Here is a 10,277-nt window from a genome sequence, read left to right on the forward strand (position 1 = left end):
TAAGGGCCTACTCTCTAACAACATGTCGACCTTGGGCTACGAGATCGTGGACGTCTTCACCGACCGCCCGTTCGCCGGCAACCCGCTGGCCGTGGTGTTCGGCGCGGAAGGGCTGGCCACCGAGCAGATGCAGGCGCTCGCGCTGGAGTTCAACCTGTCCGAGACGGTCTTCGTGCTGCCGCCGACGCAGGTGGGCGCCACCTACCGGGCCCGGATCTTCACCCCGGCCGACGAGCTTCCCTTCGCCGGGCACCCGAGCGTCGGCGCCGCGGTGACCGCGAGCCGGCGCGGCGTCTTCGACGCGGGCCGGGTCACCCAGGAGTGCGGCGCCGGCGTCCTGCCGATCGAGGTCACCGCCACCGGCGCGACGCTCACCGGCGGCACACCCACGCTCGGCCCGGAACTCGACCCGGAGCCGCTGCTGGAGATGGTCGGCCTCACCGGCACCGACCACGTCGGCCCGCCACCGCGCGTCGCCGGGTGCGGCCTCGAATTCCCCTACCTTCCGGTACGCCCGGACGCGGTGGCCCGGGCACTGTTGAACACGACTGCGGCGCAGCGGTACGGAGTGGAGCATGTCAGCCTCTTCTCCTGGGAGCCCGGTTCGCAAACCGCGCACGCCCGGGTCTTCGTGCCGGGGCTCGGCGTGCCGGAGGACCCGGCGACCGGTTCGGCCGCTCTGGGACTGGGTGTGTGGCTGGTCGCCAGCGGCCTGCTGCCCGGCGACGGGCGCTCCACGTACACGGTCCGGCAGGGCATCGAGATCAACCGCCCGTCGACGCTCGACTGCACGGTGACGGCGTCCGGCGGACTGGCGGTGGGCGCGACCGTGTCCGGCAAGGTCATGCCGGTGGCCCGAGGCGAGATCACCGTCCCCCCGTTCATCGGCTGACCCGAGCCCCCGCCCCCGCCCCGCCCCCACCCCCACCCCCGCCCTCGCCCCCACCCCCGCCCTCGCCCCCCACCCCCACCCCCACCCCCACCCCCGCCCCAACGCCCGGTGATCAAGGAGTTTGTGTCGGCGGAGAGGCCGCTGGAGGACACAAACTCCTTGATCACCGCAATGGGCAGGGCGCTGCGGGGCGGGGATGGGGGAGGATGGCGGGGTGAGTGACGAGGTGGACGAGCGGGTGACGCCGCCGCTTGTGGACGAGGCGGTGAAGAAGGCCGCGGTCTGCTGGGTGAGCACCGGTGGCGGTCCGGCGTACGCGCTGTGGTGCCTGCCGCTTGAGGGCACCCTGCTCGTGGTCACCGGCCCCGGTGAGCAGACCGCACCCGGGCTGGCCGACAGCGACACGGCCGACGTGACCCTGCGCGGCGACCACGGCGGGCGGATCGTCACCTGGCCGGCGCGGGTGACCCGGCTGCAACCGGGCACCGACGAGTGGGACACCGCCGCGCCGCTGGTCGCGGCGAAGCGGCTGAACGCCTCCGGCTCCGCCGCCGAGCTGGTGGAGCGGTGGGCGGCGCAGGGGTGCGCGCTCAACCGGCTCGCGCCCGACGGCACCGCTGTCACCGGCGCCGACCTGCCGGACGGCTCGCTGAGCGAGCAGCCCCGGCCGACTCCTGCGGTACGGGCCGCCCGCAAGCCGTTCCGCCTGCACCGTGTCCGCCGCCGCTGACGCGAACCCGTCGACGAGCCGAATCAGGCGACGGGGACCGGGTCGAGCAGGTCGAGCACGCCCGTCAGCGAGGTCAGCGACGGCCCGTCGAAGTCATGGTCGGCGTTGAGGACCAGGTGGTCGGCGAGATCCGGTGCGGCCAGCCGGACCGCGCTCAGCCCCGCCCGTTCCGCGCCGGTGAGTTCCTGGCTGTCGCCGTCGCCGACGTAGAGGCAGTCGGCGGGGGCCTGACCGAGGCGGTGACACGCGGCCAGGTAGAGCGCCGGGTCCGGTTTGCAGCGCCCGAGGCGTACCGAGAAGACCTGAGCGTCGAGCAGCGGCGCGACGGCGAGCTGCGGCAGGAAGGCGGGTAGTTCGTGCGTGCAGTCGCTGACCAGCCCGGTGCGGACGCCCCGGTGCCGCAACGCGGCCAGCACCGGCACCGCCTCGGCGCGTAGCCGGGTGTCGGCGCGTACTGCTCGGTGCCGGGCGGCGACGGCGGCGCGCACGGTCGCGTCGGACGGGTGGACGCCGAGCCGGGCGCACAGCCAGCGCATCGTCGACTCGGCGTTCCCGAAGGAGCCGCTCGCCCGCTCGGCGAAGCTGCTGTCCAGCACCTCCGTCAGGGCCTCGGTGGAGCAGCCGAGCATGTCGGCGGTGGCGCGGTGGGCGGCTCCGCGCCGCACACAGTGGGTCAGGGTGCCGAAGAAGTCGAACAGCACCGCCTGGAACTTGGGCATGAGGGAACGACTCCGGACGTCGAGGGGGGATCGCCGGGACGCGCATGATCGTAACGGAGTGCTGACGGTCCGTGTCGGCCGGGTGCTCGTGTGAGGATTACCGATCGTGCCGACCGTTCCGCATCGCCCGCCGCTCGACGCCTTGACGGTGGGCGCGCTCGCCCTGGCCGTCGCCTCGGTCTCCTCATCGGCGCCGCTCGTGGCGTTCGCCGCCGCGTCCGCGCTGGCGGTGGCGTTCTGGCGTACCGCGTTGTCGGTGGCGGTCCTGGGTCCGGTCGCGCTGACCCGGCGCCGCGCCGAACTCCGAGCGCTCACCGTCGGGCCGGGCCGGCGCGAAGGGCTCTACTGCGTACTCTCCGGGGTGGCCCTGGCCGCCCACTTCGCCACCTGGATGCCGAGCGCGCAGCTCACCTCGGTCGCGGCCGCGACCGCGCTCGGCGCGACTCAGCCGGTGTGGCAGGGGCTGATCGCCCGCGGGCAGGGACGGCGGCTGCCGGCGGCGGTGTGGGCCGGCATCGGGGTGGCTGTGCTCGGCGCGGTGCTCGCCACCGGCGCCGACTTCGGCGTCTCCGGCCGGGCGTTCGCCGGTGACCTGCTCGCCGTGGTCGGCGGCCTGTTCGCGGCCGTCTACACCGCGTTCGGCGAGCGGGCCCGGGCCAGCATCAGCACGACCACCTACACCACCGTCTGCTACGGCGTCTGCACCGCGATCCTGCTCGTGGTGTGCCTGGTCGGCGGGGTACGCCTGCACGGCTTCGACGGCCCGACCTGGCTGGCGATCCTGGGCCTGGTGGCGGGCGCCCAACTGCTCGGCCACTCGATGTTCAACTACGCACTGCACCGGGTCTCCGCGACCACCGTGAGCGTGCTGATCCTGCTGGAGGCGCCCGGCGCGGCGCTGATCGGCTGGGTGTGGCTGGGGCAGTTGCCCCGGCCGCTGGCCCTGCCGGGCCTGGCGCTGCTGCTGGCCGGGGTGGCGGTGGTGGTGCTCGGCGGGGCGCGGGCCGGTCGCCGTGCCGCACCGGTCGCGGCCCCCGCCGACCCGACCCCGCTCGGCGACTGAGCCGGTCGCGGCGATCGACGAGGAGATCGCGGCGCCGGCCCGCCTCAGACGTCGCGTACCTCCAGCACCCGGGTGACGGGCGCGGCGTCGCCCAGTTCGGTGCGCAGCGCGACGCGGTCCGGGTCGACCAGGAACGCGTCGAGCCCGGCGCGGGCGGCGAAGCGGATGACGTGCACCTCGGTTTCCCCGTCGCCGGTCCGCAGCCGCCGCTCCACCCGGCCGCCGTGCCGGCCGAGCAGCGCGAGCACCGCGTCCTCGTACCGCTGCCCGGCGTCCACGTCGGCGCTCAGGTCGACGAGCGCGACCAGGAGAACCGCCTGCTCAGTGGTCATGTGCCCCGTCGGTGTCGTCAGGCGTCCAGCCCGACCGCCTTCGCGCTGGCCGTCCAGAGCCGGGCGGCCAGCGCCGGGTCGGCGGCCTTCGGCCTGGGCCGGTGCGGCTTGCGGTCGGCGTAGTAGCCGCCGTCGATCAGCCGGGACGGATCCTGGCAGGCCAGCCAGACCAGCGTCTCCGCGCCCTTCTCCGGGCTGCGGAACGGCAGCAGCCGCATGCCCAGCGCCACGATCCGGCTCTCGTTGCCGAAGCGGGTACGCACCACGCCGGGGTGGAACACGTGCGCGGGCACCTCCGGCCAGCGCCGAGCCGCCTCGGCAGTGAACAGGATGTTCGCCTGCTTGCTGGTGCCGTACGCGCGGAACGGCCGGTACGAGCGCAGCGCGGAGTTGAGGTCGTCCGGGTCCAGCACGCCGCTGCGGTGCGCGTCCGAGCCGGTGACCACCATCCGCCGGATCCGGTCCCGCAGCAGGTTGCTGAGCAGGAACGGGGCGAGGTGGTTGGCCTGCATGCTCAGCTCGAAACCGTCGACCGTGGTGATCGGTTCCAGCACGATCGCGCCCGCGTTGTTGGCGAGTACGTCGATCCGGTCGTACCGCTCGCGCAGCCGTTCGGCGAGCCCGCGTACGTCGTCGAGCACCGCGAAGTCGGCGCGGAACAGCTCCGGCTGCTCGCCGCAGCACTCGCGCACCCGCTCGCCGGCCGCGCGCAGCCGGGCCGGGTCGCGGCCGACCAGCACCACCTGGTCACCGCGGCGCGCCAGCTCCTCCGCGGCGGCCAGCCCGATGCCGGAGCTCGCGCCGGTCAGCACCACGATCCGGCGCTCAGTGAGATCTTCCACAGGTCCATTCACCCCGGTCACGGCACGAGGTTACCGTGGCGTCACCACGCCCTTTGGGATCGTTAAGTTCTCGAAATCCACCGCTGCGCCGGCATCCGCGCCGGACGCTGGAAGGAGCGCATCCATGACCGCTGTCGGTCGTCCCCGCCGATCCTGCCTGGCGGTACCCGGCTCCAGCGTCAAAATGCTCGGCAAGGCCCAGGGCCTGCCCGCCGACCAGGTCTTCCTGGACCTGGAGGACGCGGTCGCCCCGCTGGCGAAGCCGGACGCGCGCAAGAACATCGTGGCCGCGCTGAACGAGGGCGACTGGACGGGCAAGACCCGCGTGGTCCGGGTCAACGACCTGACCACGCCGTGGACGTACCGGGACGTCATCGAGGTGGTCGAGGGCGCCGGGGCGAACCTGGACTGCATCATGCTGCCGAAGGTGCAGAACGCCGAGCAGGTGCACTGGCTGGATCTGCTGCTCACCCAGATCGAGCGCACGCTCGGCCTGGAGGTGGGCCGGATCGGCATCGAGGCGCAGATCGAGAACGCGGCCGGGCTGGTGAACGTGGACGCCATCGCCGGCGCCTCGCCCCGGGTCGAGACGATCATCTTCGGCCCGGCCGACTTCATGGCCTCGATCAACATGAAGTCGCTCGTGGTCGGCGCGCTGATCCCGGACTACCCGGGCGACCCGTACCACTACATCCTCATGCGCATCCTGATGGCCGCGCGGATGCACGACAAGCAGGCCATCGACGGGCCGTTCCTGCAGATCCGGGACGTGGACGCGTTCCGCGAGGTGGCGAAGCGCTCGGCGGCACTGGGCTTCGACGGCAAGTGGGTGCTGCACCCCGGCCAGATCGACGCCGCGAACGAGGTCTACTCCCCGGCGCAGGCCGACTACGACCACGCCGAACTGATCCTCGACGCGTACGACTACTACACCTCGGAGGCGGGCGGGAAGCTCGGCGCGGTGATGCTCGGCGACGAGATGATCGACGAGGCGTCCCGCAAGATGGCGCTGGTGATCGCCGCCAAGGGCCGCGCCGCCGGCATGTCGCGTACCTCCTCGTTCACCCCGCCCTCGGAGTGACCGGCCGGGGCCGCCCCGGGTTCGCGGGGCGGCCCACCGGGTTTCAGTAGGTCGTGCTTCCGTAGCCGGACGGTTCCTGGTTGGCCACCCAGACGATGAAGATCACGATGGCGATGGTGGCCAGCACGGCCAGCACGGTGGAGATCCAGCCGACGATGATGCCGGCGGTGGCGAAGCCCTCGCCGCCTTCGCCGCGTTCCCTGATCTGCTTGCGGGCCATGTGTCCGAGGATCGCGCCCACCGCGCCGATGTAGCCGCCCAGGCCGTAGCCGCAGAGGCCGAGCGCGCCGATGATCGAGACGACCATCGCGGCGATGGCCAGGCCGTTCTGCTTCGGTGCGGGCGGGTACCCGTATCCGGGATAACCGGCCGGCGGCGGCGGAAAGGCACCCGGCTGCGGGTAGGCGCCCGGCGGGTAGCCGGCCGCCGCGTACGGGTCGGCGGACTTCATGCCGGCGTACGGATCGGCGGACGCGTACGGGTCCGCCGGGGTCGGCTGGGTCGGGACGGGATTGCCCGCCATCGGCAGCGCCGGATCGGCCGGCGGGCTCGACTGCGGTCCGGCCGTCGACGACGGGTCGTGCCAGCCACCGGACGGTGGGGGATAGGTCATCTGATCATCTCCAGGTACGTGGTCGCGCTCAGGGTAGCCACCCGGCGCGCGACACGGACGTCCCCTTTCCGGCCACCGCGTTGCCCGTGGGGTCGGCACCGGGCAGGATCCTCGGCATGGCACTTGACGCGCGTGGGGGTCGGTCGCGACGGGACATGAGCCGGCCGGGGTCGGTGCGCCGCCCGCGCGGCGGCGAGCCGGTCGGCGGCGCCGACTCCGAACGGCCGGCGCCGCTGCCGGAACCGGCCACCATGCGCCTGGACGGCCGGGTCGCGCTGGTGACCGGCGCGGGCAGCCCGGACGGCATCGGGTACGCGACCGCGCGCCGGCTGTCCGACCTGGGCGCCCGGGTGGCGATCGTGTCCACCACGAGGCGCATCCACGAACGCGCGGGCGAGCTGGGTGTCACCGGTTTCGTCGCCGACCTCACCGACGAGTCGGAGGTGGGCGCGCTCGCCGACGCGGTGGCCGAGCAACTCGGCGACGTGGAGGTGCTGGTGAACAACGCGGGCCTGGCCAGCCGGGCCAGCCCGGAGGTGCTGCGGCCGGTGGCGCAGTTGACGTACGACGAGTGGCGCGGCGAGATCGACCGCAACCTGACCACCGCGTTCCTGTCCAGCCGCGCGTTCATCGGCGGCATGGCCGAGCGGGGCTGGGGCCGGATCGTCAACCTGGCCGCCACCGCCGGGCCGGTCAACGCGCTGCCCACCGAGGCGGCCTACGCGGCGGCGAAGGCCGGCGTGGTCGGGCTGACCCGGGCGCTGGCGATGGAGATGGTCGCCGACGGGGTGACTGTGAACGCGGTGGCGCCGGGAATCATCCACACCGCGGCGTCGACCATGGCCGAGATCAAGCAGGGCCTCGGTACGCCGGTCGGGCGTCCCGGCACGCCGGACGAGGTGGCCGCCGCGATCGCGTTCCTGTGCTCGCCGGCCGCGTCGTACATCACCGGTCAGATGCTCGTGGTCGACGGCGGCAACAGCGTCCGGGAGGCGCAGTTCCGCTGAGGGTCAGTACGTGCCGCTGTCGGAGTTGGCCCAGATCGCCAGCCCGATCCATCCGCAGCAGACCAGCACGCCGATCACGGTGAAGACGTAACTGAGGATCAGGCCCCAGTTGGCGAGCTGGTCGCCGTCCTCGCCGGTCTGCCGGATCTGCCGCTTGGCCAGGTGCCCGCAGACGATGCCGGCGGGCGCGAAGACGAACGCGAGGACGAGCGACAGGATGGCGAGCACGTTCGTGCCACCGGGGCGTGGGCCCTGACCGGGCGGGCCGTACTGGCCGTAGGGCGGCTGCGGGGCGTACGGGGGTTGCTGGCCCCACTGCGGATGCTGCTGGCCGTACTGCGGCTGCCCGTACGGCTGACCGTGCGACGGCGGCTCGTACGGCGACGGTGGCTGCTCGTCGGTCACGGGCGCCCCTTCCCCCAGGTCAACGACCCTCTCTCTTGCGGACGCTACCCGCAGCGGTGAACCTTTTCACAGCGGTTGTGTGGACTGGTCACCTTGGCGCGGCCGGTCCCGGGGCCGATACTGACCGAGCGTTCAGTTACCCATGAGTAATGCGCCGACCCCGGAGGCTGAGATGGCCCGACTCGCCCAGACACCCGGACTGACCGACGTGCAGCGGTCGATCCTGGAAACCGTCCGGGAGTTCGCCGACAAGGAGATCATCCCGCACGCGCAGCGGCTGGAGCACGCCGACGAGTACCCCAGCGACATCCTCGACGGCATGCGCGAAATGGGGCTGTTCGGCCTGACCATCGACGAGGAGTACGGCGGCCTGGGCGAGTCCCTGCTGACCTACGCGCTCGTGGTCGAGGAGCTGTCCCGGGGCTGGATGTCGATCTCCGGCATCGTCAACACCCACTTCATCGTGGCCTACCTGATCTCGCAGCACGGCTCCGCCGACCAGAAGGCCCGGCTGCTGCCCCGGATGGCCACCGGCGAGGTGCGCGGCGCCTTCTCGATGTCGGAGCCCGAGTGCGGCTCGGACGTCTCGGCGATCAAGTCGAAGGCCGTCCGGCAGGGCGACGACTACGTCCTCAACGGCCAGAAGATGTGGCTGACGAACGGGGCGTACTCCTCGGTGGTGGCCACCCTGGTCAAGACCGACACCGGGGCCGACTCGGTCTACGGCAACATGAGCACCTTCCTGCTGGAGAAGGAGCCCGGCTTCGGCGAGACCGCGCCCGGCCTCACCATCCCCGGCAAGATCGACAAGATGGGCTACAAGGGCGTCGAGACCACCGAGATGGTGCTCGACGGCGTCACCGTGCCCGCCTCCGCCGTGCTCGGCGGCGAGGACAAGGTCGGCCGCGGCTTCTACCAGATGATGGACGGCATCGAGGTCGGCCGGGTGAACGTCGCGGCCCGCGCCTGCGGCATCTCGATCCGGGCGTTCGAGCTGGCCGTCGCGTACGCCCAGCAGCGCCACACCTTCGGCCAGCCGCTCGCCAAGCACCAGGCCGTCGCGTTCAAGCTCGCCGAGATGGGTACGAAGATCGAGGCCGCGCACGCGCTCATGGTCAACGCGGCCCGGCTCAAGGACGCCGGCCAGCGCAACGACGTCGAGGCGGGCATGGCGAAGCTGCTCGCGTCCGAGTACTGCGCCGAGGTGGTCCAGGAGGCGTTCCGGATCCACGGCGGCTACGGCTACTCCAAGGAGTACGAGATCGAGCGCCTGATGCGCGAGGCGCCGTTCCTGCTGATCGGCGAGGGCACCTCGGAGATCCAGAAGACGATCATCTCGCGCGGCCTGCTCAAGCAGTACAAGCAGTAAGGATCGACGGTCAGGCGCGCCGGGTCAGCCCGCCGGCGGCCCGCTCGACGATGAGGCACCGGTCCTCGACGTAGTCGAGACCGGCCTCCTCGGCGATCCGGCGCGCCTCGTCCGAGAAGATCCCGAGCTGCAACCACACCGCCGGGGCGCCGATCGCCACCGCCTGCCGCACCACGTCGACCGCGTCGCGGGCCGGGCGGAACACGTCGACCAGGTCGACCGGGTGCGGGATGTCGGCGAGCGTCGGGTACGCCTTCTCGCCGAACAACTTGTCCACAGTCGGGTTGACCGGGATGATCCGCCAGCCGTGCCGCTGCATCTCCAGCGGTACGCGGTGCGCGGCCTTGCCCGGATCACGGGAGGCACCCACGACGGCGATCACGGCGGAGTCGGCGAGGATCTGCTGAGCGGAACGCATGCCCCGAGACTAGCCCCGCCGGTACGGGGCTTCCCGGCTAGAGGTAATGCTCAGCGGGGTTGTAGGTCTGCACCTGCAGCAGACCCCAAGTGTAGTCACGCGGCCTGACTGGCCGGTAGGTGCATGATGGTCTCGAGTTCAACGGGGGTCGACCGGGACGCGACCCCTGGCGTCGGCGGCGGTGATAGGTCCGTTCGATCCAGGTCACGATCGCGATCCGTAGTTGTTGGCGGGTGCCCATGATCGGCGGTCCAGGACGTCGTTCTGCAAGGAGTCCGAAGCCGCCGCGTCGCGCGATTCGCTTATAGGAGGTTGTGCTTACGGGCGAAGGCGGGAAACTCAGCCCCCGAGCAGGGCATACGAGCATCGGTTGCTCTGAGTGCCTCAATGAGGTTCCCCGCAGCCGTAAGGGTTTGCTTGCCATCCCGGCAGGCCCTCGCGAGAAGCCAGATGGTGCCGTGGACCCGCGCGCCGTGGGCGCGGGCGACCTGCGTCGCGTTCCTGTCGTCCGTGATGGCCACCCCACCCCGCAGTTCGGCGGCAGCGAGGACGGACGCCTCCCCAAGGTCGGAACGTGTCAAGGGATTGAGGCCAACGGGAGTTAGTTAGGCGGCTTGCAGTTGAGGCTGATCTTCCTGGTCGGGCTGGTTGATCCAGACCTGCTCGGGCAGGTCAAGGATCTTGGGCAGGGGCCGGCTGGTGCCGAACCGTTCCGGATGCGCGGCGCGGGCCGTGGCGAGGGTGTCCTCACGACCGGCGCGGACCTGGTGGTGGCGGCCGTGGTGGATGTCAGCGGGGGTGTGTAA

General features: G+C 72.0%; 12 protein-coding genes and 2 pseudogenes. 6 read left to right on the forward strand and 8 right to left on the reverse strand.

The features are described 5' to 3' along the window. Positions 1–22: 22 nt before the first annotated feature. Entirely contained in the window at positions 23–892 is an 870-nt protein-coding gene (locus C569_RS0127620) for a PhzF family phenazine biosynthesis protein (protein ID WP_026268730.1), read from the forward strand. Positions 893–1,088: 196 nt separating this feature from the next. Continuing rightward, a complete protein-coding gene (locus tag C569_RS0127625; RefSeq protein ID WP_196806805.1) occupies positions 1,089–1,622 on the forward strand; it encodes a hypothetical protein in 534 nt (177 codons plus the stop codon). Positions 1,623–1,645: 23 nt separating this feature from the next. On the opposite strand, the gene C569_RS0127630 is transcribed toward C569_RS0127625, so the two are convergent. Next, complete coding sequence (locus tag C569_RS0127630) at positions 1,646–2,341, reverse strand: HAD family hydrolase (RefSeq protein WP_018788959.1); 696 nt, start codon at positions 2,339–2,341, stop codon at positions 1,646–1,648. A 106-nt stretch (positions 2,342–2,447) separates the two neighbouring features. On the opposite strand from C569_RS0127630, the gene C569_RS0127635 reads away from it, so the two are divergent. Continuing rightward, positions 2,448–3,404: a DMT family transporter gene (locus tag C569_RS0127635; protein WP_018788960.1), complete on the forward strand. Its 957-nt coding sequence runs from the start codon at positions 2,448–2,450 to the stop codon at positions 3,402–3,404. Positions 3,405–3,448: 44 nt separating this feature from the next. Here the strand turns inward: C569_RS0127635 and C569_RS0127640 are convergent, their stop codons facing one another. Together C569_RS0127640 and C569_RS0127645 are read right to left on the reverse strand one after the other, a co-directional pair. Then, complete coding sequence (locus C569_RS0127640) at positions 3,449–3,736, reverse strand: hypothetical protein (protein WP_018788961.1); 288 nt, start codon at positions 3,734–3,736, stop codon at positions 3,449–3,451. A gap of 17 nt (positions 3,737–3,753) precedes the next feature. Then, positions 3,754–4,578: an SDR family NAD(P)-dependent oxidoreductase gene (locus tag C569_RS0127645; RefSeq protein WP_026268731.1), complete on the reverse strand. Its 825-nt coding sequence runs from the start codon at positions 4,576–4,578 to the stop codon at positions 3,754–3,756. 124 nt (positions 4,579–4,702) lie between these two features. On the opposite strand from C569_RS0127645, the gene C569_RS0127650 reads away from it, so the two are divergent. Next, positions 4,703–5,659 carry a CoA ester lyase gene (locus C569_RS0127650; protein ID WP_026268732.1) on the forward strand — a complete coding sequence of 319 codons (957 nt, stop codon included), beginning with the start codon at positions 4,703–4,705 and terminating at the stop codon, positions 5,657–5,659. 43 nt (positions 5,660–5,702) lie between these two features. Here C569_RS0127650 and C569_RS0127655 read toward each other — a convergent pair whose 3' ends face one another. Continuing rightward, positions 5,703–6,272 (reverse strand): DUF4190 domain-containing protein, encoded by a 570-nt coding sequence (locus C569_RS0127655; RefSeq protein WP_018788964.1) that lies wholly within the window; start codon positions 6,270–6,272, stop codon positions 5,703–5,705. Between the two features lie 116 nt (positions 6,273–6,388). Between C569_RS0127655 and C569_RS0127660 the strand changes: the two genes are divergently transcribed. Then, positions 6,389–7,279 (forward strand): SDR family NAD(P)-dependent oxidoreductase, encoded by an 891-nt coding sequence (locus tag C569_RS0127660; RefSeq protein WP_036347181.1) that lies wholly within the window; start codon positions 6,389–6,391, stop codon positions 7,277–7,279. A 3-nt stretch (positions 7,280–7,282) separates the two neighbouring features. Here the strand turns inward: C569_RS0127660 and C569_RS0127665 are convergent, their stop codons facing one another. Next, on the reverse strand, positions 7,283–7,684 hold the full coding sequence (locus tag C569_RS0127665) for a DUF4190 domain-containing protein (RefSeq protein WP_018788966.1): 402 nt from the start codon (positions 7,682–7,684) through the stop codon (positions 7,283–7,285). A 172-nt stretch (positions 7,685–7,856) separates the two neighbouring features. On the opposite strand from C569_RS0127665, the gene C569_RS0127670 reads away from it, so the two are divergent. Beyond that, on the forward strand, positions 7,857–9,053 hold the full coding sequence (locus tag C569_RS0127670; RefSeq protein ID WP_018788967.1) for an acyl-CoA dehydrogenase family protein: 1,197 nt from the start codon (positions 7,857–7,859) through the stop codon (positions 9,051–9,053). A 10-nt stretch (positions 9,054–9,063) separates the two neighbouring features. Here C569_RS0127670 and C569_RS0127675 read toward each other — a convergent pair whose 3' ends face one another. The 3 genes and pseudogenes from C569_RS0127675 to C569_RS34610 form a co-directional block, all read right to left on the reverse strand. Continuing rightward, entirely contained in the window at positions 9,064–9,471 is a 408-nt protein-coding gene (locus C569_RS0127675; RefSeq protein WP_018788968.1) for a CoA-binding protein, read from the reverse strand. 95 nt (positions 9,472–9,566) lie between these two features. Then, a pseudogene (locus C569_RS34605) lies at positions 9,567–9,762 on the reverse strand (IS3 family transposase); the annotation flags it as partial. 314 nt (positions 9,763–10,076) lie between these two features. Further along, positions 10,077–10,277, reverse strand: a pseudogene (locus tag C569_RS34610) (hypothetical protein); the annotation flags it as partial.

This window comes from Micromonospora sp. CNB394 (assembly GCF_000374985.1).
Taxonomy (GTDB): Bacteria; Actinomycetota; Actinomycetes; order Mycobacteriales; family Micromonosporaceae; genus Micromonospora; species Micromonospora marina.

What these genes read in the sequence shown, in the direction of transcription:
- C569_RS0127675 (WP_018788968.1), bottom strand. Translation starts at nt 9,471, where the DNA reads ATGCGTTCCGCTCAGCAGATCCTCGCCGACTCCGCCGTGATCGCCGTC.
- C569_RS0127640 (WP_018788961.1), bottom strand. Translation starts at nt 3,736, where the DNA reads ATGACCACTGAGCAGGCGGTTCTCCTGGTCGCGCTCGTCGACCTGAGC.
- C569_RS0127630 (WP_018788959.1), bottom strand. Translation starts at nt 2,341, where the DNA reads ATGCCCAAGTTCCAGGCGGTGCTGTTCGACTTCTTCGGCACCCTGACC.
- C569_RS0127655 (WP_018788964.1), bottom strand. Translation starts at nt 6,272, where the DNA reads ATGACCTATCCCCCACCGTCCGGTGGCTGGCACGACCCGTCGTCGACG.
- C569_RS0127660 (WP_036347181.1), top strand. Translation starts at nt 6,389, where the DNA reads ATGGCACTTGACGCGCGTGGGGGTCGGTCGCGACGGGACATGAGCCGG.
- C569_RS0127620 (WP_026268730.1), top strand. Translation starts at nt 23, where the DNA reads ATGTCGACCTTGGGCTACGAGATCGTGGACGTCTTCACCGACCGCCCG.
- C569_RS0127670 (WP_018788967.1), top strand. Translation starts at nt 7,857, where the DNA reads ATGGCCCGACTCGCCCAGACACCCGGACTGACCGACGTGCAGCGGTCG.
- C569_RS0127625 (WP_196806805.1), top strand. Translation starts at nt 1,089, where the DNA reads ATGGGGGAGGATGGCGGGGTGAGTGACGAGGTGGACGAGCGGGTGACG.
- C569_RS0127650 (WP_026268732.1), top strand. Translation starts at nt 4,703, where the DNA reads ATGACCGCTGTCGGTCGTCCCCGCCGATCCTGCCTGGCGGTACCCGGC.